Genomic DNA, 21,459 nt, shown 5'->3' with positions numbered 1-21,459 from the left:
TATATTATGGTCCATGAAATTCTGATCGATACATCGAAAAAGATAACAACGTATAAATATACACCTTGAGGACAACATCAATGGCATCGAAAGCTCTTCCTTTTACAAAGCAAAAAATAGAGGAAATCCTTGAAGAATATCCTACGCCATTCTATCTTTATGATGAAAATGGTATTCTTGAAAACGCCCGAAAGTTCAAAGAAGCATTCGGAATTCTTGAAGGCTTTAAAGAATATTTTGCGATCAAGGCACTTCCAAATCCATACATAATGAAAATCCTTAAAAAAGAAGGCTTTGGGGTGGATTGCAGTTCGCTTCCTGAACTAATCCTGGCAGAGAAGGTCGGGATTGTCGGCGAAAATATCATGTTCAGCTCCAATGACACACCAGCAGAGGAATTTATCAAAGCAAAGGAATTAGGTGCAATCATAAATCTCGATGATATATCCCATATACAGTATCTGGAAGAGACTGCAGGATTACCTGATCTTATCTGTTTCCGTTATAATCCAGGCGCACTTAAGCAAGGCAATATCTTTATCGGTAATCCAGAGGAAGCAAAATATGGCTTTACCCGTGAGCAACTCTTTGAAGGATACAGGATCCTTGCAGAGAAAGGTGTGAAACGATTTGGTATTCACACAATGGTCGCTTCCAATGAACTTGATCCTCAATATTTCATCGAGACCGCAAGGATTCTTTTTGAGGTTATAGCCGAAATATCCGAAAAACTGGGAATTCGCTTTGAATTTGCCAACCTTGGCGGAGGTATTGGAATCCCATACAAGCCAGATCAGAATCCGGTTTCCTATGACGTGATTGCAAAAGGTGTCAAAAAAGAATATGATCGCATCATTGAAGCAAAGGGTCTTTCACCCCTGAAAATTTTCCTTGAATGTGGCAGGGTAATCACAGGTCCGTATGGTTATCTGATAACCTCCGTACGCCATCTAAAGCACACATATAAAGATTATGTAGGTACCGATGCCTGTATGGCAAACCTCATGAGGCCAGGTATGTATGGTGCATATCATCACATTACTGTTTTGGGTAAGGAAGATATCACACCCACTCACAAATATGACGTCACAGGTTCACTGTGCGAGAACAACGACAAGTTTGCAATAGATAGGATGCTTCCTGATGTAGAAAGGGGTGATACCCTCGCTATTCATGATGCAGGTGCACACGGACATGCAATGGGATTCAACTACAACGGCAAGCTCCGTTCAGCTGAAATACTCCTGAGGAAAGACGGAAGCTTTATAAAAATACGCAGGGCTGAAACAGTAGACGATTATTTTGCAACACTGGACTTTGAAACTCTTAAATCATTTGAATAAAGCTGAAAGTAAGTAAAAGAATTAAAAAGCAAAAATAAGAGGGGAAGACTCTTATTTTATTATTTCCCCCACTCTCCACCATATGTTAACCAGCAAGTAGCATAAAAATTGTTTTCTTCAACCTTGTGCATTATATGGCTTTGTAGAATCCTCTTTGTGTTTTTGGTTGGAAAAATCACAAGGGACTCCTTATAATTAAGTCTGTGAGGAGAAAAATAGATTTTTTCCTACAAATTATATCTGAAGATATTGCCGGCTTTCATATTGAATCTCAATATGCGTAAACTTGACCCGGAAGTATAGACATCTTAAGTTAGGAAGTCGTTTGAAACCTTATTGCAATTCATAGCTTTGCCCATCTTCTGAAGTATCCGCTTTCAGGGAAGAAGTGTCAACATCAAAAACAATCATGCCAGTTTTAAGTCCTGCCGCCTCCTCTGGAGAAAGAGTCTCGCAAACTGCCTTGTCACTAATTATTGCACTATTGCCAAGGGGATCTTCAATAATTATAGAGATTCCTCCCAACCCTTCCAGAACATCGTTGATTCTTGCAAGAATGGAATTCCCTACTGCATATTTTTCCGGTTCTTCCTTACACCATTTAGTAGCAGTTATCACAACATCCCGTATTCGGGTAAGTAGACCTTCAATATTGGTAACGTAAGAATCAGAGATTGAACCCGGTTCAACAACAATTCCCAGTTCAGGCACTCTGATAGTTCCCGAAGTCGAGCGTATTACACGTGCATTGAGGTCTTCCAGATTTTCAACGCTCAGTTTGCAACGCACAGGATCTTTCTGGCTTAGGATCATGGTGTCAGCAAATCTGAAGCCGCAACTGCATCTTGTAGATATATACATAACTGCACCAAAATAAGGAATCTCATCTTCCTGCCAGTGAATAATGAGATCGCCATGACAAAGGGGGCAGGATGATCTGGTCTCAAAACCTTTGCCATTATTCAAACTTGGATTCAATAACGCCCACCGAAAATTTTGGATCTGTCTATCTTAATACCTGTCGGAGTCACAAGAACCTGATCTTCTTTAATACCTGCAATATCCCCATGAACATCAATAACAACATCCTTGAGGTCTTTCAGGGCGCGATCAAGCATTAGTTTGTCTGCTTTAATATTCGAAATATCTATCATGAGGATATTGCCGTCATATATCTCTTTCTTGAGAGCGGGCAAATCGTTCAGGTTGTTAAGTTCTGCAACCCTCACATAGGTTTCTGCAGGCTCGTCCTCCAAGACCTCTTCATACTTGCCTAAATCAAGTTCAGTATACTCCTCTATAGAAGAAGCGCTTTTACTGCTGCTTCCAAAAAGTTTGTCCATGAAATTTGCCATTAATCCTCACCTATTAAATTTTCTTTTAAGCAACCAGTCTGTTATGATTATGCAACCATTGTTATATGAACGTTCATGTTATTTTAATGATATCGCTTATATTTCCAGATTCCAGAGTCTATCGCCAACATAATGAATCGACTTTATGGCTTTCCCTGAATCTGCAATCATTTTGGAGGCTTCTAACAAAGCCTTGCCTATTGCAAGTGGTTTGTTGTGACCCTCTTCCTTGATAATAACCAGATCACCTTCTGCAATATTCGGATCTGCAGAAACAATTCCCGGACACATGATATCGGCTCCGTTAACAACAAACCGAACGGCACCCATGTCTACTACGACAACCTGTCTGTCAATATTGTATTCCAAGACCCCTTTTAGAGTGGGAAACCAAACACCGGATTCCTGGAAAAAAAAGGGTTTACCATCAACAAGTAAAACTGGTATTTCATCCGCCTTAATGCTCTCCAGACGACTGTTTTCCAGAACTTCTAGACCATTGAATCGCTTTTTGAGATCCTCCAGCAGCTTCTTCCTGTCAGATTTGCGGAGTTGAACCCTTCCTTTAACTTTCAATATATCACCTAATCAGATAGTGTCATGCATTTATCTGCAATCGGTCTTAAACATTTGTTCAGATATAATGCTAGGAATGCATAGCGCCTCCAGAAAACCTGTCAGTGTACCCAAAGTATTTAAAACCTTTATCGTATTAGGGATACAGAAGACTTACTGATTATAGAGATGATCCATGATGATTGAGGAAGTCGCTGACCAATATAATGCCAAGAAAATAGAGAAGCGTATACACGAATTCTGGGAGGACAATTATGCTTACTCTAAAGTAAGGCAGCATCGCAAGGGAGAGAAAAAATTCTTTTTCGTAGATGGACCACCTTATACTACAGGACATATCCACCTTGGTACTGCCTGGAACAAAATCATCAAAGATTCGATTCTCAGATACAAATCCATGAACGGTCACGATATCCTTGACCGTGCCGGCTGGGATATGCACGGCCTTCCCATAGAAGTTAAGGTAGAAGCTGCACTTGGATTCAAATCAAAGAAAGACATCGAAAGTTATGGTGTTGAGAATTTCATTAATAAGTGTAAGGAATTTGCCCTCAAGCAGAAAGATGATATGACAAAACAGTTCCAAGAACTTGGTACCTGGCTTGACTGGGAAGATCCTTATATGACTCTCAAGGATGAATACATCGAAGCGGCATGGTGGACTATTAAGCAAGCCCATGAAAAAGATCTCCTTGAAGTTGGCAAGCGGGTGGTAAATTGGTGTCCACGTTGCGAAACCGCTATTGCGGATTCCGAGGTTGAGTATGAAGAGCGGACAGATCCTTCCATTTACATCAAATTCCCTCTCAAGGATAAGGCAAATTCATTCATCGTTATCTGGACAACCACGCCTTGGACAATTCCCTCAAACATCGCAGTTGCAGTAAATCCTGAATTTGAGTACGCTAAAGTTAAAGCCGAAAAGAATAGGAAAACTGAGATTCTCATAATGGCTACCGAACTTGTGGAAAGCGTACTCCGCAAGGGAAGATACACTGACTACGAAATCCTCGAAACGCTTACAGGAGAAGAAGTTGCCGGACTTGAATACGAGCATCCCTTGGCAGATCTCGTTCCCATACAAGCGGAAATGAAACATCACGTATATACTGCAGACTACGTTACAGCTGAAAACACAGGATGCGTACATATTGCTCCCGGCCACGGTGTTGAAGACTTTGAAGTTGGTATCAAGAACGGTTTACCCATATTCTGCCCAGTAAGTTCAAACGGTAGCTACACCCGCGATGCTGGAAAGTATAGCGGCATGAACATTCGGGATGCAAACCCAATAGTTATCGAGGATCTTGACAAAAAGAACCTATTGCTTTCCGAAGATGAAATCAGCCACAGGTATGGACATTGCTGGCGATGCAAGACCCCAATTATTTATCTTGCAACAAAACAGTGGTTCATCAAGATTAGCGATTTGAAAGATGATATGCTGGATGAAATCACAAAAGTCAAGTGGTATCCAGAATGGGCAGGTTCAGCAAGGTTCAAAGACTGGATCGAAGGTGCAAGGGACTGGTGCATCTCAAGACAGCGTTACTGGGGAATCCCTATACCTGTCTGGAATTGTGATTCATGCGATGAAATCAAAGTTATCGGAACCCGTGAGGAACTTGTAAAAGTTACAGGAATCGATTCGGATCTCGAACTTCACAGACCGTATGTGGATGAAATAATAATTCCATGTTCATGTGGGGGAAGCATGAGAAGGGTTGAGGATGTATTTGATGTCTGGTTTGATTCAGCAGTAGCCTCATGGGCTACCTTGCGCTTCCCGCATACAAGAGAACTGTTCGATGAATGGTGGCCTGCAGATTTTATCACGGAAGGTCATGACCAGACAAGGGGATGGTTCTATTCACAACTCGGCGCAAGTATGGTTGGATTTGGGAAGGCACCTTACAAGAGTGTGCTGATGCACGGCTTCACCCTTGATGACGCAGGAAAGAAAATGTCAAAGAGTCTTGGGAATGTGGTTCAGCCACAGGAAGTAATCGACCGATTCGGTGCTGACGCACTGCGTACCTACGTATTGTCATCAAGTGCACCTTGGGAAGATCTGAAATTCAACTGGGATGAAGTTGCTACTATCCACAGGACATTAAACATCCTCTGGAACGTCTACCGTTTCCCATTGCCATACATGGCACTGGATAGATTTGATCCTAATAAAATATCCTTTGAATCGATTGTACCACACCTTCGAAATGAAGACAAATGGATCCTTTCAAGGATGCAGTCACTTATTGTAGATGTCAACACTTCCATTAGCAATTATGAGCTTCATAAAGTAATCAGATCAATTAATGAATTCATCCTTGAAGATCTCTCCAGATGGTACATTCAGTTGATACGTCCACGTACCTGGAATGAAGCTGATGATCCTGACAAACTGGCTGTTTACAGGGTCCTCTACGATGTGTTTGTGACACTTACAAAGGTCATAGCACCATTCATGCCGCATCTTGCAGAGGAAATTTACAGCAACATAGTACTAAATGTGGATAAGGAAGCTCCTTTCACCGTTCACATGTGTGACTGGCCAAAGCCTGATGAAAACCTGAGAGACCTTGAGCTTGAGGCACAGATGAAAACAATCAGATATATTGTGGAAGCAGTATCCAATGCACGCCAAAAAGCAGGACGGAAACTAAGATGGCCTGTAAGCAGGATAGTCATCGAACCTGAAAATGAGATGGTGGCAAAAGCAACTGCAAGACTCAAGTCTGTTCTTATGGATCAGACTAACACAAAACAGGTTTTCCTTGTAAAAACAGGAGAAAGTTGGGAAGAGCTGGGGGTTGAAGCTACACCAAATCCAAGTACAATAGGACCTGTTTTCAAAGGAGACGCCGGGAAGGTTATCAAAGCCATCAATGCCATAAGTGGCAACGATCTCAAAAGCGGACTTGCTTCCGGAAGCATGGAAATCGAACTCGAAGACGGAAGCATTGTATCCATAACACCTGAAATGGTAAACTTTGAAGATAAATTACCTAAAGACGTTGCCTCTGCGGATTTCACAGGAGGGAAAGTATATGTTGATGCATCCCTTAATCGTGAAATTGAATCTGAAGGTTTTGCACGTGAGGTTATCCGCAGGATACAGGACATGAGGAAAGAGCTTGATCTCGAAGTCGATGAAAATATAATTGCACATATCAAGATCGATGATGAAAGAGTTGTAGATCTCGTCCTTGATATGGAAACATTCATTGCAAAGGAAGTCCGATCAAAAGTTCAAGTCATAGGTTATGATATCGAAGCAACTGGAAAGCTTACAAAGGACTGGGATGTTGAAGGCGTTTCCATGCATATCGGAATATCTCCAGCAGATGAATAAAAAACGGAGGAAGACATGGAATTTAATGACTGGAAGCCAATTTACAAACAAATACTTGAAGATTTTGGCTTCTCAAAGGAAGATGATGAAAGTGCCGCCTTATTACTTTCAACTCTTCTGATAGCGGATTCTGTGGAACCTCCGGAAACACTCATGCAACTTATCCATGGAAAAAACATCCTCGTTTGCGGGAATGCTCCTACGTTAAAAAAGGAACTCGATGAGTTGAACTTGCAGGATTATATTATTATAGCGGCAGATGGTGCTACTTCCGTGCTTGTAGACAGAGAAGTTATACCTGCAATCATTGTGACGGATCTAGATGGAGATGTTGAAAAAGAGATTGAAGCAAACATACAAGGTGCTATCATGGTGGTACATGCCCATGGAGATAACACCGATAAACTGCTCAAATACGTACCTCTGCTTTCAAAGGTAATCGGGACTACGCAGTCGGAACCATTTGGTAACATCTACAACTTTGGTGGATTCACCGACGGCGACAGGGCTGCATACCTTGCCCACCATTTTGGAGCATCAAGTATAACTCTTGCAGGATTTGATTTCGATGATGAGTCTGTGAGAGAAATCAAGAAGAAAAAACTCCAATGGGCATATCGCCTGCTACAGAATCTTGTATAAAACTTTTAAAATTTTGACAGAACATATTTATATTTTCGGCATTAACAAGATATAGAGACAAATGCAAACTCTTGTGATCTGTATTGATAGGGACAATGACCTGGGAGATAAAGCCGGAATTCAGACGCCTCTAATAGGTCGTGAAAATAACATAAATGCTGCTGTTAAGCTTGCTTCTGTTGATCCGGAGGACTCCGACGTAAATACTATTTTTGGAGGCGTAAAAGTCCTTGATGAATTGAGAGAAAGAGGTATTGATGCCGAAATTGTCTCTTTCGCAGGTGACCGCAACGTCGGCATACTTTCCGATCAGAAAATAGCACAACAAATAGAAGATGTGCTTCAGGAAATGAATGTAAAAAGTGCAATTTTTGTGTCCGATGGAGCAGAAGACGAGACTCTCGTTCCAATTGTACAATCCCGAATAAAAATTGATTCAGTAAAAAGAATTGTGGTAAAGCAGAGTGCAAATCTTGAGAGTACTTACTACATCCTCAAACATGCATTTAGGGATCCTAAAATCTCACACACATTCTTCATTCCAATTGGACTTGCTGCGATTATTTACGCATTTTTCCTTCTGATCCAGTATCCTGCAGGAGCAATCATAGGAATATCAGCTGCAATTGGTTTATACATGCTCTACAGGGGCCTGAATCTCGATGAAACATTTACCATAATAAAGGAAAAAGCAAAGCAGTCTTTTTATGCTGGCCAGATGACATTTATAACGTATCTGACAGCAGGACTTATTGCAATTATTGCAACCATAAGAGGCGCCGTAGAATTATGGGGTTACTATACAACCGGAGGAAGCTGGTATTATGGATTTGTCACCTTGATGACTGTTTTTGTTAATGTAACTGTCTGGTGGTATGTGACATCTGTAATCTTTGCAAATGCCGGAAAAATAATTGATCTGAAAATAGAAAATCGGTTTAACAAAAGAATGCTGTCACCCTCTATTTTTACACTTTCCATTGGTCTTTTGCTATGGGGGGCCAGCGAATACATCCTTGCTATCAGTGCAGTTTCATCAAATGCAATTGAAGTTACATTTCAGTATTTTGTATATTCTATTGTCGGTGCAATCATACTGGGACTTACAGGAATTCGTTTTGCAACAACCGACTCCAAAGAAAAAAACTGAGTATCCTGAATGTGATTTATTATGAATAGTGACAACCTGCCTCAAGCAGAGTGTGCGATTATCGGAGGTGTTGGCGTATTCAAGCCAGAAAAGGACGCACTCCAAATGATATCAACGCCTTTTGGAGAAGTGGAAGCTTTTTTTGTTGAAGAAAAAGGAATTAAGTTGGCAATAATCCCGAGACATCTTGTTAATGGTAAACATATTCCACCTCACAGGATTAATTATCGTGCAAACATAAAAGCTGTAGAGAAAATTGGAGTAAAACGCATTATTGCAACAAATTCCGTAGGCAGTATGAAAAATCATCCTTTGGGAAGTTTTTTCGTCCCAAACGATTTTATTGATTTCACTAAAATGAGACCATCAACTTTTTTTGATAATGAAACGGTACATATCGATATGAGTGAACCATATTGCCCCCAACTAAGGGCAGCACTCCTTCATTCCCTCTCAAAAAACACATTGCCTTTTAGTCAGGGGACTTATATTTGTACCGAAGGTCCACGATTTGAAACTAAGTCTGAAGTAAAAATGCTAAGCCAATTCGGAGATGTAGTCGGTATGACTGGGTTCCCTGAAGTTGTACTGGCAAAAGAATTACAACTATGTTATGCTTCAATCTGCACAATTACAAATCCTGCATGTGGCTTAAATTGTGGAAAACTCACAAGTGACGAAGTTGTTGAAATAGTGGAATCCACAAAAGAAAAACTCTTCAGAGTCATCCTTGATTCAATTGGAATACTTGATCCCCAGAGGAACTGCAACTGTAAAAATTCAAAAGAAAACGCCATAATTTGAATCAGACAATATCTTTTGAAGTATCAATGCTAACACCACGTGCAACATTGAACTTGATGACGTCCGTAGAGGGGACCATACCCCTTATTTTTGGAATAGACAGTTTGTTTATTATTTTATCGGATGTGCAATCCATAGTCACGTCAAAAATAACATCTGAAACATTGAAAATCTCATTTTCAACCCGCTCGCGTATGCTGCCCTTTAGCCCATAAAGATACGTAATTCCGGAAATTTCCTTAGTCGTTTCGTACAAAACATTAATGAGCTTTTTTATTAAACCAAAATTCACATTCAGGTTGGTGAAGAATGAAAATGTATCAAAAATTATGTTCGCTTCTTCATTTTCCAAATCAAGAAGGATGTTATGCAGATTGTATTCCGTAAATTCTATAATTTTGGAATCGGCAAATTCATTCCCGACATTATCCACCATATCACCTGTAGCTGTGAAATAATATTCACTGTAGACATCCACAAATAGGATGTTAGAAGGATCAAAGCCCAGATTTAAAATATCTTTCTGGATATAGCTGGGTCTTCGGCTTGTTGCAAAGTAGTAAGTCTTTCTTGATTGAGAAAACTGGTAAAGGAATACTTCAGACATAGATCGTGGGTTAGCCGAGAAATAAACAAGTGAGCTGGAAGGCAGACCTCCGCCCAGACTGTCATCTAGAAGAGAGATACCGGTTGGTATGATATAAGATTCCGGCATAGTTGAAGATTGCTCAGCATCACTCATTATGTGCTGATATGAAGACTTTGGTTCCTGCTTCATATATGCAGGCCTTGCCGCTTGATATTGAAATTTACTACTCTCTTCATACGGCATCATCGATAAATATCTCCAACATAATAATACAAGATATTATACAATTTGTATATATAATATTGGGCATCTCTATTACTAATAAATTTTACTAAACTATGTTGCACCTAATATAAAAATATCTGTGAAACTATATTTTGAGAAGCAATAATGTTGTACAAAACTTATATTGAAAACTAAAGCAACCTAATTAAATCTCCTTTTCCATTTTAGCTTTAATGCACCATTTCTTTTATAATCGATAACCCCATTTGCGTGCATATGGTTCTTTGGTCCTTCTTTCGACCTGAAAAAAACAAATTGATCCTGATGTTAATCAAGGATAAAAGAAAAAATCCTGTTATTTTAGGAGAAGTATCATTAAGTGATACACCTACCGGACCACGCCCTCTAAGATTCAGGGTTATTCGAGACGGTAAGGAAGAGCTCCGGCGTCCCGAAGAAGTGATTGAACTCTGCAGGCGTTCTGAAAGGATACTTATTTCAAAAGGCGGGAATCAAAAAAGCCAGATTCGCCTTGTGGAAATGCTTTCAGGTTTTCATCTTGAAGCTGAACTCGTAAATGTATGTCGGTTTTGTCTGATGAAAAAACAATTCAATTTTGTAAACCCAAAATCAATTTTATATCACAGTGAAAGGATTTGTAAGGAATGTGCGGAAGAAGAACTATTGCGAGCACTCAGAAATACCCATTGCCATTATTCAGAAGATGCTATCCAGAGGATGCTGGACATACTGTCAAAGACTAAAGATCTGGATAGAACCCTTGGAATGCTGGATCCTGAAGAGCTGGAATCAGATATTACAAAATATGATGTAATTCAGGCTAAAACCGAAGAAAAACTTGTACAGACCAGTACACTTAAAATATCAAAGAAACTCAAGGGACTGCTCCTCAAAAAATCCAAAACTCTTCTTCCAGTGCAGAGTCTTGCTGTGGAAAGCGGACTTTTTTTCGGTAAAAACCTGCTTGTTACATCGGCTACAGCTACCGGCAAAACACTCATAGGTGAAATGGCAGGTGTGGAAAACTGCCTTAAAAAGAAGGGAAAGATGTTATATCTTGTACCTCTTGTTGCTCTTGCAAACCAGAAATATGATCAGTTTGGAAAGCGCTACGGTCAAATCGGACTCCGTACTTCAATCCGAATAGGAAGCACAAAAATCAGAACACGAAAAACACAATCAATGCGCAAAAGCCTTGATTCGGAAATAATTGTTGCAACTTATGAAGGAATTGATTATCTGCTGCGTGTTGGTGAGGCGGATTTACTTGGTCAGATCGGAACTATTGTTGTTGACGAAGTCCATATGTTAGAGGATGCTGACAGAGGTCACCGGCTTGATGGGGTTATTTCCCGTCTCAAATATGTAGCTCCGATGGCACAATTTATCTATCTTTCGGCGACTGTGGGAAATCCTGCAGAACTTGCACGAAAGCTTGATGCTACTCTGGTAGAATATGAACACAGACCGGTTCCAATTGAGCGTCATCTGATTTTCAGTTCACAAGAAAAGAAGCTGAAAATAATGGAACGTCTGATCAGGGAAGAGTATGCAAAAACATCATCAAAGAATCATCGCGGCCAGACTATTGTTTTCACAAACTCACGCCGCAATTGCCATCGAATTGCACAAGGGCTATCGATGCAGGCAGGAGCTTATCATGCTGGTCTTTCGCTTGAAAAGCGGCGCATAATAGAAAAACAATTTGCATCCGGAAAATTGCCAGTGGTTGTTACTACAGCAGCTCTTGCAGCCGGAGTTGATTTTCCCGCATCACAGGTAATTTTTGAATCCCTTGCTATGGGGATTAACTGGATTACACAGAAGGAGTTTCTTCAGATGCTTGGAAGAGCAGGTAGACCTGATTTCCATGATAGAGGAGTTGTAATCCTGCTCGCCAGCCCCGAGAAAAATTATTCATCTGAGCAGGCTATGACCGAGGATGAAGTGGCAGTGAAACTCCTCAAAGGCCAGATGGAAGAAATGCATGTTGCATATGGAGAAGAAGAGCAAACCGAGGAGATGCTTGCATGTGCAGCTGTTACGTCAAACATGGAAGACTTGAAATACATGGCAAGAAAAATGGTTGCGGATATTGACTTCAATACGACCGTTCAAAAGCTGCAAAAGTACAAGTTTATTGTGAAAAAAGGAAAAGATATAGCATTAACACGCCTAGGTTCAATCGCTGCAAGGCATTTCCTCTCTCCGGCAAGGGCATTTTTGATAAAAGACGCAGTCCTTGGAGAAAAAGAACCCCTTAACATTGTTTCTAACCTTGTGTTTTTTGATGCAGCTTATTTTAAATTTGCTCCACAGATTTCATCGGCACTAAAGATTAACATGCCTTCAAGAGTTTTTCAGGGAGCTGCAATTGATATTGTTTTTGAAGCAGAGAACCTTTCTGCTCTTAACGATACAATACAGGATCAGTTGTATGCTTTTGCTTCAGATTTCCTTACATGCAACTGCAAAGAAAACCCCTTTTGCGGGTGTGCTGAGAAGAAATTTGGGGAAAGAATCATTAAATGGAGGGTTGAAGGACTTGAGCCGGAGGATATTGTTCAAAGACTTGATGCGATGTACGGGATTAGCACATATGCAGGCGATGTTTACGGATACCTTGATGATGTAATTAGATGTCTTGATGCTATTGAAATGATGGCAAGAGCATTTTCAAAAGCTAAAATAGCATATCTGGCTAAACAACTTAAAAAACGTATTGAGGGTTAATTATCTCAAAAGGTATTAGAAGTATGACTGACATTTAATCATCCTGAAAAGAGAAGGGGGATATATATGACTGAAAAAGTACCAGAAAATGCAGAGCAGCCAAAAAGAAAAGTGAAGATTAAGTTAAACCGCCCTGATTCTTTTAAGCAATGCTATGCAATTGGTGCAATGGGTGGCCATAGCCCATATGATTTCAGGATTTGTTTTTATAACGATACTCCAAAAGGTGTTTCCGAGAACAATGAGCAGGTAATTGAGAGAACACTGGAAACTGAAATAATCTTGTCCCCGCTTGCTGCAATGGAGCTTTCAAAATGGCTTAACCAACACCTGAATGAGTATATAGCAGTGTTTGGTCCCATTAAAGGAAAACCTATGCCAAAAGATGAGAAGCCTGCGAAGGATGACAGTGCACACTTACAGGGTTATATTTGAAAAATAATAAACTATATAGCTCTGCAAACCATAATAATCGATAGGCATAAATAATGGATATTACAGTCTAGTGATGCACATTCTGCTCAAAAATCAATCATGAGAGGATTGAAACTTGTTTCCAAATAAGAAAGTCCAAAAGTTAATAGGGTCAAGGGTTCTGGTCGAGATGAAGGGCGATCAGGCTATACTTGAAGGAGTTCTGAAAAGTTCTGACGACTATATGAACCTTCACCTTGATGAATCTGTAGAGATAGTAGACGGAGAGCGCAAACGTTCTCTTGGATCTGTGGTATTACGTGGAAATAATATAATATTGATAATCCCAGTTGACGAACAAAGTGTCTGAGTACCATGGGAATAGAAGAAGATACTCTGGACCTTATCAAGAAGAATAAGGATGGTATTTACCAGAATGCTCTCTGGAAAGAGCTTGATATTGATAGCCGTAAGTGTTCCCGGATTGTTGCAAAGCTGCTCAAAGAAGGGAAAATAACCAGAGAAAAAGCAACTGTTAACGGCTCGAACACGTATTTGATTAGAGCTACATCTCCTGAAAAGAAAAATTTCAAGCTTTTGTTGGCAGGCAATATGTTTTCCCCGTGTACCGGATGCCGTCTTGCATGTCAGCCAGAAAGCTGTGAAGCATTGACCGAATGGATACTCCATCTTGATGAAGAAAAGGATGGCCAAGAGGCGAAAACTTAATATGTAAGTATGCCTTAGTAGGGTCGCTTTTACATAACAAAGCTAGATGCTCCGGTAGTGTAGTCCGGCCAATCATTCCGGCCTTTCGAGCCGAAGACTCGGGTTCGAATCCCGGCCGGAGCACCTAACCATTATCATTTATGATAGTGATTTTTCCAAATTTTGCTATTTTTCAATGCTGCTTAGTACTTCTGCTAATTGAGTTTCAGGTGAATAGTTTACACTATTTGCTTTTTTAAAAATCAGCAGTTAATCGCAATCCTCTGAGAAAATTGTATCTTTTGTGTGGTTGAGATTTTCTACAAACGTAGAAAAATATTATTAAGTAATGTTGATTAATTAATGTTATAATCATTTACCGTATTTGATTTATGTTCTGCTTAGAATTTTATATAAGATGAAGCAAGATATTCGTAGAAGAATTATTCTGGAGAGATCCCATTGCAAAAGATTAATCAAAAAGAGATACTAGCCCTGAACCTTCAGAGAATGTACTGGATTGAAACGGAAATGGAACAGCTCGCAACATGGGAAGCAAAAATTGAGCTCGAAGAAGAACATAAAGAAGCACTGGAGATCCTTTCAAATGATTCTGATAAACATGCTCTGATTCTCGAGAAGTGGCTCAATATCGCAAACATTGAGCTTCCTAAAAGAGCACCCAGAGGAATCCCACTCAAAGTATTTGATTTTAACATGACAAACATATTTGAAATTTTTACTGAAATTAGAAAATACGAGATCCTTGCAAGGGATACCTACCACAACATAGCCTCAACAGAGCCAAGTGTACTGGAAGAAACATTTCCTGATGAAGAGAATAGGAAAGAATTCATACAGGATATGGAGCACCTTGTTGCAGAAGAGGAACGACACAAAAGGATATGCGACGAGAAGATAGGCGGATTTAGAAGAGTGATGTGAATTTAGGGAGATTATTTCTGAGGAACATATATAGTGTCCGAAATCCAAACTCTTTTTGTATTTTTTAGACCCTGCAGAAAAACTATTTTAAATCCTACTAAGCCATTATATTTTTTATAAGAATAATTCCCTGTTTGTACCAAAAACACAAGGAGAATTATTGTGTCTTGTTTCAAATTCAAAATCTGGAACTCCCATTAAATCAGAGATTTAATGCCAAAATATTCCGCTTTGAAGATTTCTACAAAGACCACTTTTAAAACCAGTGGAAAAGGGTTAAAGGAAATTATCGAAACCGCATACATAATCCTGGTCAAGAATGAAACCAGAAATGCGGTGGACATTATAGTCCTATCAAAAAACTACTCTAAGATGTTCCAAAATCTCCTTCAACAGCTACATTTCTTACTGAAAGAATTATCATACTCGCTCAATACTTTCAATAATCCTTCCCTTAACATTTCTTTAGGGATATCCTCACTGGTTTCTCCTTTGTATTCAAATATCCGACAATTTGTATCTTCTCCACAAATATCAGAACAAGATCCGCAATAATTGTCTCTAATGCTTAATTTATCAAATACAATTTCTTCTAAGTCCTTTCCATTAATTCTAACCGTTGGCGATCTTTTAAGATCATATTTTTGTTGTTCTTCCTTGCTTGCAACACGTATCTTGTTTATGCAAAGGTGGTCAATCACTTTAAGTTGAGGCTTTAATTCCATCAAAACTTCATCTAATGTCTCATCTGTTGCCTGACATCTCTCACAACAAGACAGATCAAGATACAAGAAATCAATTATCAATTTATTCATTTTTCACACCTCTTTAGCATGTATCACTTGCTTTCAAAGCTAAGTTTATGAGTCTAATTAGGTATTTTGACTCTATTTGGTATTTCTATTTTTATAGATATATCCTACCTTTTACATTTAAAATATGACCTAAAAGACATCAGGCGGAACTGTTTATCCATACATTGGCCGTGCAGACCCCCACATGTCTGGTCTTCCATTACCATATATCCGAAAAAATCACGGATTATATCACAATTATTCTTTTCTTGCAAAAATGTAAATCTCTCGCTTCTTTGGTTCAATTACATCAACTATGGACAATCCCATTGCTTCCATTTTTTTGAGCCAACCCTTGTATGATCTTGCCTTATCTATCTTCAGAACCTGAAGCAGTTTTCCCCCTTCCTTCAGTAGCGGAAGTACACGTTCAAGGGCTTTAAGGGAATCAGCTGGTTCCAATGTCATATCCGAGAGGATAACATCTACAGGAGTTTCAGAAAGCTCCTCAAGGGGAATGGAAAAAACATCACCAAAAATTATATCCACGTTTTCGTTCTCATACGCAAGTTTGCCCAGCTCAGAGCGGAAATGTTTGCTGAACTCAACACCTTTAATGTGTCCCACGATTCCGGAAGCGTACATGATAAAACCACCGGCACTTGAACCAAGATCAAGGGCCCGATCTCCTGCCTCGAGAATTCCCGTTTTTTTCTGGATACTCTGCAATTTGAAATAACCTTCTGGCTTGTCCAGCCCTTCGGTTACTTCTATGGAATTAATGGTAGAAACATCCTTTGAGGTTTTGGTGACAACTACACCATCAACTTTGACTTCACCGTTGTAAATGGCCTTCTTGGCCCTTCCGCGTGAACTGAAAATACCAGTCTCTACCAAATAGGAATCAAGTCTCATCGTTAGCTCAATATGGCCCCTACTATAAATAGCTACAGCAAAGTGAAATACTTTTCAAAATAGAAAAGTATTATTTTTCACTGGCAAAATAATGGCACTTAATTCCATCGGGATCAAAGCAAAGATTGCAAGAGACACATTTAGCAGCAGTAACCCCATCCCTTATTTTTGGCACAAGATCTGGCTCACAGATAAAAGGACGACTCATGGAAACCATGTCTGCATAAGCCTTCAGCACAAGGTCCATGACATTTCTGGAGCGAATCCCTCCTACCAAAATAACTGGGATGTTCACTGTATCCTTGATCATCTTTGCATATCTCCTGAAATAGGCTTCCTTGTCCTCGGAATCTATATCCGGCCTTGACATCACATCTCCTGCCTCAAAGATACCGCCACTGACTTCAATTGCACAAACTCCGGCTTTTTCGAGGATTGCGGCAATCTCCACACATTCCGGTGCATCAAGACCTATTTTCCCAGAATATATGTCAAAGCCGTCAGTTGCGTTCAGCTTAACCATAATTGGGTAATCAGAACCTACATGTTTCTGTATTCCTTTAATAATCTCCACGATTATGCGTGTGCGGTTTTCCACAGAACCTCCCCACTCATCTATACGCCTATTTGTATAGGGAGAAATAAAACTGCTCAAAAGGAAACCGTGTGCACAATGCAGCTGCACACCGTCAAACCCTGCCTCTTTTGTGCGCCTTGCAGCTTCGACAAAATCACCAATGGTCTGCAGGATTTCTTCTTCAGTCATTTCTACCGGCATCTTTCCGGAGGATTCATCCCTTACTGCCGATGGGGCAAGGAGAACGCTGCTCTCCCTTACTATAGACTGTCTTCCGCCGTGAACAATCTGTGCAACAATCTTGCTGTTGTATTTATGAACACGGGAAGTGATTTCAGAGTATGGAGCAATAAACCTGTCATCATAGATCCCCTGCTGTTTTTCATTACTCTTTCCCTGAGGGTTCACATAGGAATATCCCGTTATAATTAGACCAACATCATTGCGGGCAAGTTGCTCATATATATCACCTATGGCACTGGTAGGTATTCCATCATCATTCGCGAGCCATTCATTGGTCGCTGACCTTACAAACCTGTTCGGAATTTCAATATTTCCTAATTTGATGGGTTCAAAAAGCATACTCTTAGTGATAAGGATACATAATAATTATGTTTTTGCAGGGTGATTCAGAAGTTTTTCAATTCCTCTATGTTTTCCAAAAGATATTCATTTCCAAGTTTGTAAATGAGCAATGCTATGTAAAGAGAAATAAATGCTGCAACATTTATTAAAAGGACTGTTTGCAGGGTTGTACCCTCAAGACCACCACCGCTTTGTCCGTAGAGGGAATCACCAAACATCAGAGGATGTGCGCTTCTCCACAGTCTTATGGAAAAAAAACTCAAAGGAACCGACACAAACCCGACAATCCCGAAAACGGAAGAAAGACGTGCACGGCTTTCCACAGCATCAATGGAGTTACGCAAAAGCAGGTAAACAGCATAAACAAGGAAAAGCACAAGGGAAGTCGTCAGGCGTGGCTCCCAAACCCAATACCACCCCCATATATGTTTGGCCCAAACCGAACCCGATGCCAGCACAAGGAAAGCAAAGATCAAACCAATCTCTGCAGACGATCTGGCAAGAATATCCCACGAAATCTCGCGTGTTCTCAAGTATTGTACATTTGCTATGAAAACAACTGTAAATGCAATATACGAAATAATTGCAATCGGTAGGTGGAAATAGAAAATATTGAAAGATGTATCAAGGGCATTTCCCGAATCATCCTTCATAACGGGAAGTACGAAAAACACAGAATAGACAGCAGCTGTCATCAGGATTCCTGAAAGTAAACTCGTAACACGTTCATATTTTCCATAATTCATAATTCTACCCGAGCATGACTGAATTTAATCATAGAATATATTATAGCTATATTAATTGTTAATCCTCAATCACGTATTCGAAAACAATTGAAGCAACCGCCAAAAACACTATATCGTAAACAAACAGGATCCTAAGATAAGTGGTAATCATACCCAAATCCCCGCCTTTGAAAATCGCAGAGGTTGCGGATACGGCAGGAAGCAGCACAGGTACAAGTAAAGGCAAAAGGAGAACAGGAAGCATGATTTCCTTTGCCTTTATATTCTGAACAAGGGCAGATAGCAGAACCCCAACTGACGCGAACCCGATGGTACCACCTATTACAACTATTACAAAAAGTGGAGATAGAATTGTGTAATTAAACAGAATGGAAAACAAGATTACTGTAATTGCCTCCACAATAAGCATTATTGAAATCGTAAACACTACTTTCCCAAGGTAGATTGAAATCGGTGACATCGGGCATATTTTCAGTGCCTGAATAGCCCCATTTTGGGTTTCCGAAGCAAAAGCACGGGAAAAACCGAGTGTTCCCGCAAATACAAAACATATCCACAAAACACCGGCTCCAAGCATGGCAATATTTCCAGAAGAGGACGTCAACTCGGAAAATGCAATGCTGAATACTACCAGTATGAGGAATGAGAACAGGAGCATTGAATTCAGCAATTCCTTTGCATGGGCTTCTATACGGAAATCCTTGACAGCTATGTGTAAAGCCTTGATCATATACATACCTCACACACAGGCATCAATGCCGCATATTTGTGAAATTGTTTCTCTGACCGATTCATCCTTTGACTCAAAATCCGCTACCAATCTGCCGGCATCCATTACAAGTATGCGATCGCATATGGATATCGCAAACTCAATATTGTGAGTTACCAGCAGTCTTGTTGTAGATGATTTCTTGATCAACAGTTGCTCTATGATCTTTGATGCACCGGGATCAAGACCACTGAAAGGTTCATCCAAAAACAGGACTTTAGGGTCATGAATTAAGGCGCGAGCAAAAGACAGGCGCTGCTTCATGCCACGAGAAAAAGTACTTACCCTATCCGTGGCACGCTTCCATAATCCTGTTTCACCCAGTAACATCTTAATCTGCTCCTCAAGCTGGATACCTTTCATATCATACATATTCCCAAAAAAACGCAGGTTTTCGATAGCATTGAGATCATCATAAAGATACGATTCATGTGATAAAACCCCAAACTCTTTTCTTATGTCTATTCTATCATCAGAAAACGACACTCCATTGATCAGAACTTCACCATCTGAAGGATGAAGGCTTGATGAAAGCAATTTGAGTAAAGTAGACTTCCCCGCTCCATTGGGACCTGTGATTGCAACAAATTCTCCGTCCTTTACACATAAATCAACATTATCAACTGCAATTATCCTGCCATATTTTTTTGCAATGCTCTTTGCAACAATTAGATTATTCATCATCTAAGAATGGAGTTCGCAATAAATTAATATTTTGATATTTACCAAAATCAATAAATTGCTAAAAAACCATTTTTATTTGGGGATAAATTATGGGTTCAAAAACTTACAAAAGAATTCTTGTGGCGACTGATGGTTCTGAAAATGTAAAGAATGCAATTGACTGGAGTGTTGAACTTGCCCGTGTAACCGGTGCACAGCTTTTTGCAATATATGTCATATCAGACGTTGATGTTGGATTAGCAACAAGGGGAGCCAATTGGGCAGAAGCATTGAAAGAGCATCTAAAAGAAGAGGGAAATAGAGCCATAAAGTATGTTGAAGATAAGGCCAAAAAGGCAGGAGTTGAAGTTGAAGCAGTGATTATTGAAGGAAACCCTACGGATGCTATACTAAAATATGCTGAAAATAATGGGATAGAACTCATTGTGATAGGTACGCTCGGCAAAAGAGGAATTAAGCGATTCCTTCTTGGTAGTGTAGCTGAAAATGTAGTCAGGCATTCTACAAAACCAGTGCTTGTAGTACCCTGAAAATTTGTACCCGAAAACTATTAATGCAAACGACGGGTTTATCGCAACATCAACAATACTTAAAACCGTGTGAGAGAGGAAGGGCGGCTGCCGGGCCTTATTGGCCTGAGGAAAGTCTCCCCACCTTCCAGAAACGCGAACACCTGTAAAGGGTGTCGGGCGAGAGCTCGGGCAGCTGGGAAACCAGCTCTTGCAACTAAGGTTGCATGCTGGCACAGAAACGATATCGGCCCATACTTATGCGATGATGTTGAGAAACTGAGGTCCTATGGTGTCCGAATGGAACGGCGAATCTTCGCGGGTGCAAGTCGGAAGTAGGGGATCGGTGACGTCTGGATCATCCCCCGAAGTATTGACGCTAAGCCGAATGCCGCCAGTGTATTTACACCAACAGAAGGGAGCTTACTCTCCTCACTCACACATCTTATTCTCATTCCTGAAATTCTTCATTGTCAGGAGAACTTCATCAAGATCCACACAGGTGTTGAAGCATCCATCCTTGAGAAGAGGTATGCCTAATATCGGAAGTTTGCTACCCCTTAAAGCACGCATGCCCTTGTTGATTTCATAATTGCACGCTATCACAAGCACTCCATCTGCTTTGCTTTTACGTAGGATGCGTTCTACAAATGATGAACCAGTGACAATATAGAAATCATAACCTTCAGATTCTGCTTTTTTCCTGAGTTCTCCGAGAACACATCTCCCACATTCCACACATTGTATACCATCCCGGGTGGAAAGAGCTGGGCAATCCAGAGAACGTATACAATGAGGTACAAACATTATTCTTGAAGTAGATTTTTTGAAGGATTCGCGATTAGCGGTATTCTTCAGAGAAACCATCCATTGATCAAGATTTCTCGGATCAGAAAATCTGCAAAAAAGATATTTGATAGGCATGTAAAAGAGATCCAAAATCAGTGCAAAAAATCCGGCTAAACGAACATTTCTTCTAATGCTGATTTTCCCCATAAAAAGTGCCAGGGAACTAAGAAT

At 40.1% G+C, this 21,459-nt stretch carries 22 protein-coding genes, 1 tRNA gene and 1 other RNA gene; 13 read left to right on the top strand and 11 right to left on the bottom strand.

All coding sequences use genetic code 11. The features are described from left to right. The first annotated feature begins 80 nt into the window (after nucleotides 1–80). Nucleotides 81–1,343 carry a diaminopimelate decarboxylase gene (locus PWQ49_RS01275; protein WP_300606678.1) on the top strand — a complete coding sequence of 421 codons (1,263 nt, stop codon included), beginning with the start codon at nucleotides 81–83 and terminating at the stop codon, nucleotides 1,341–1,343. Nucleotides 1,344–1,676: 333 nt separating this feature from the next. Here the strand turns inward: PWQ49_RS01275 and PWQ49_RS01270 are convergent, their stop codons facing one another. From PWQ49_RS01270 to PWQ49_RS01260, 3 genes are all read right to left on the bottom strand, one after another. Continuing rightward, nucleotides 1,677–2,321: a ZPR1 zinc finger domain-containing protein gene (locus PWQ49_RS01270; protein ID WP_300606675.1), complete on the bottom strand. Its 645-nt coding sequence runs from the start codon at nucleotides 2,319–2,321 to the stop codon at nucleotides 1,677–1,679. Then, nucleotides 2,318–2,698 (bottom strand): cell division protein SepF, encoded by a 381-nt coding sequence (sepF, locus tag PWQ49_RS01265; protein ID WP_300606672.1) that lies wholly within the window; start codon nucleotides 2,696–2,698, stop codon nucleotides 2,318–2,320. Before sepF ends, PWQ49_RS01270 begins: the two co-directional genes overlap by 4 nt. A 96-nt stretch (nucleotides 2,699–2,794) precedes the next feature. Next, a complete protein-coding gene (locus PWQ49_RS01260) occupies nucleotides 2,795–3,274 on the bottom strand; it encodes an RNA-binding protein (protein WP_300606669.1) in 480 nt (159 codons plus the stop codon). Nucleotides 3,275–3,452: 178 nt separating this feature from the next. On the opposite strand from PWQ49_RS01260, the gene ileS reads away from it, so the two are divergent. The 4 genes from ileS (at nucleotide 3,453) to PWQ49_RS01240 (ending at nucleotide 9,225) form a co-directional block, all read left to right on the top strand. After that, entirely contained in the window at nucleotides 3,453–6,629 is a 3,177-nt protein-coding gene (ileS, locus tag PWQ49_RS01255; protein WP_300606724.1) for an isoleucine--tRNA ligase, read from the top strand. 15 nt (nucleotides 6,630–6,644) lie between these two features. After that, nucleotides 6,645–7,271: a 6-hydroxymethylpterin diphosphokinase MptE-like protein gene (locus PWQ49_RS01250; RefSeq protein WP_300606666.1), complete on the top strand. Its 627-nt coding sequence runs from the start codon at nucleotides 6,645–6,647 to the stop codon at nucleotides 7,269–7,271. 61 nt (nucleotides 7,272–7,332) lie between these two features. Continuing rightward, nucleotides 7,333–8,421, top strand: coding sequence for a DUF373 family protein (locus PWQ49_RS01245; RefSeq protein WP_300606663.1), 1,089 nt, complete (start codon nucleotides 7,333–7,335; stop codon nucleotides 8,419–8,421). A 21-nt stretch (nucleotides 8,422–8,442) separates the two neighbouring features. Further along, entirely contained in the window at nucleotides 8,443–9,225 is a 783-nt protein-coding gene (locus PWQ49_RS01240; RefSeq protein ID WP_300606661.1) for an MTAP family purine nucleoside phosphorylase, read from the top strand. A gap of 1 nt (nucleotide 9,226) precedes the next feature. Here the strand turns inward: PWQ49_RS01240 and PWQ49_RS01235 are convergent, their stop codons facing one another. Then, nucleotides 9,227–10,003, bottom strand: coding sequence for a recombinase RecA (locus PWQ49_RS01235; RefSeq protein WP_300606659.1), 777 nt, complete (start codon nucleotides 10,001–10,003; stop codon nucleotides 9,227–9,229). Between the two features lie 360 nt (nucleotides 10,004–10,363). Here PWQ49_RS01235 and PWQ49_RS01230 point away from each other — a divergent pair, with 360 nt between their 5' ends. From PWQ49_RS01230 to PWQ49_RS01205, 6 genes are all read left to right on the top strand, one after another. After that, nucleotides 10,364–12,793, top strand: a complete 2,430-nt coding sequence (locus tag PWQ49_RS01230) for a DUF5814 domain-containing protein (RefSeq protein ID WP_300606657.1) — start codon at nucleotides 10,364–10,366, stop codon at nucleotides 12,791–12,793. Nucleotides 12,794–12,859: 66 nt separating this feature from the next. Continuing rightward, a complete protein-coding gene (locus PWQ49_RS01225; RefSeq protein ID WP_300606655.1) occupies nucleotides 12,860–13,228 on the top strand; it encodes a DUF3467 domain-containing protein in 369 nt (122 codons plus the stop codon). Between the two features lie 115 nt (nucleotides 13,229–13,343). Beyond that, nucleotides 13,344–13,577, top strand: coding sequence for an LSM domain-containing protein (locus PWQ49_RS01220; protein ID WP_300606653.1), 234 nt, complete (start codon nucleotides 13,344–13,346; stop codon nucleotides 13,575–13,577). Between the two features lie 5 nt (nucleotides 13,578–13,582). Continuing rightward, nucleotides 13,583–13,936 (top strand): Lrp/AsnC family transcriptional regulator, encoded by a 354-nt coding sequence (locus tag PWQ49_RS01215; protein ID WP_300606651.1) that lies wholly within the window; start codon nucleotides 13,583–13,585, stop codon nucleotides 13,934–13,936. Nucleotides 13,937–13,984: 48 nt separating this feature from the next. Further along, nucleotides 13,985–14,059: transfer RNA gene (locus tag PWQ49_RS01210), tRNA-Glu, on the top strand. A gap of 318 nt (nucleotides 14,060–14,377) precedes the next feature. Beyond that, complete coding sequence (locus PWQ49_RS01205; protein ID WP_300606649.1) at nucleotides 14,378–14,860, top strand: hypothetical protein; 483 nt, start codon at nucleotides 14,378–14,380, stop codon at nucleotides 14,858–14,860. 389 nt (nucleotides 14,861–15,249) lie between these two features. Here PWQ49_RS01205 and PWQ49_RS01200 read toward each other — a convergent pair whose 3' ends face one another. The 6 genes from PWQ49_RS01200 to PWQ49_RS01175 all read right to left on the bottom strand — a co-directional run bounded on the left by PWQ49_RS01200 (nucleotide 15,250) and on the right by PWQ49_RS01175 (nucleotide 19,930). Further along, nucleotides 15,250–15,675 (bottom strand): DUF2703 domain-containing protein, encoded by a 426-nt coding sequence (locus tag PWQ49_RS01200; RefSeq protein WP_300606647.1) that lies wholly within the window; start codon nucleotides 15,673–15,675, stop codon nucleotides 15,250–15,252. Between the two features lie 237 nt (nucleotides 15,676–15,912). Then, a complete protein-coding gene (locus tag PWQ49_RS01195) occupies nucleotides 15,913–16,569 on the bottom strand; it encodes an SAM-dependent methyltransferase (RefSeq protein WP_300606644.1) in 657 nt (218 codons plus the stop codon). A 70-nt stretch (nucleotides 16,570–16,639) separates the two neighbouring features. After that, the gene (locus tag PWQ49_RS01190; protein WP_300606642.1) at nucleotides 16,640–17,728 is read right to left on the bottom strand and encodes an NADH:flavin oxidoreductase; all 1,089 of its coding nucleotides are present in this window, start codon (nucleotides 17,726–17,728) and stop codon (nucleotides 16,640–16,642) included. Nucleotides 17,729–17,775: 47 nt separating this feature from the next. Next, a complete protein-coding gene (locus PWQ49_RS01185) occupies nucleotides 17,776–18,477 on the bottom strand; it encodes a cytochrome c biogenesis protein (RefSeq protein ID WP_300606639.1) in 702 nt (233 codons plus the stop codon). A 58-nt stretch (nucleotides 18,478–18,535) separates the two neighbouring features. Further along, on the bottom strand, nucleotides 18,536–19,207 hold the full coding sequence (locus tag PWQ49_RS01180; RefSeq protein ID WP_300606636.1) for a heme exporter protein CcmB: 672 nt from the start codon (nucleotides 19,205–19,207) through the stop codon (nucleotides 18,536–18,538). 9 nt (nucleotides 19,208–19,216) lie between these two features. Then, the gene (locus tag PWQ49_RS01175; protein WP_300606633.1) at nucleotides 19,217–19,930 is read right to left on the bottom strand and encodes an ABC transporter ATP-binding protein; all 714 of its coding nucleotides are present in this window, start codon (nucleotides 19,928–19,930) and stop codon (nucleotides 19,217–19,219) included. An 89-nt stretch (nucleotides 19,931–20,019) separates the two neighbouring features. Here PWQ49_RS01175 and PWQ49_RS01170 point away from each other — a divergent pair, with 89 nt between their 5' ends. Together PWQ49_RS01170 and rnpB are read left to right on the top strand one after the other, a co-directional pair. Further along, nucleotides 20,020–20,460, top strand: a complete 441-nt coding sequence (locus PWQ49_RS01170; protein ID WP_300606631.1) for a universal stress protein — start codon at nucleotides 20,020–20,022, stop codon at nucleotides 20,458–20,460. A gap of 71 nt (nucleotides 20,461–20,531) precedes the next feature. Continuing rightward, an RNA gene (rnpB, locus tag PWQ49_RS01165) (RNase P RNA component) lies at nucleotides 20,532–20,877 on the top strand. On the opposite strand, the gene PWQ49_RS01160 is transcribed toward rnpB, so the two are convergent. Then, nucleotides 20,872–21,306: a DUF116 domain-containing protein gene (locus PWQ49_RS01160; protein WP_300606628.1), complete on the bottom strand. Its 435-nt coding sequence runs from the start codon at nucleotides 21,304–21,306 to the stop codon at nucleotides 20,872–20,874. The two genes, rnpB and PWQ49_RS01160, sit on opposite strands and share 6 nt — an antisense overlap. Nucleotides 21,307–21,459 lie beyond the last annotated feature (153 nt).

The organism is Methanohalophilus sp. (genome assembly GCF_030156785.1).
Classification (GTDB): Archaea; Halobacteriota; Methanosarcinia; order Methanosarcinales; family Methanosarcinaceae; genus Methanohalophilus.
This window is presented reverse-complemented; position numbering and strand designations above follow the sequence as displayed.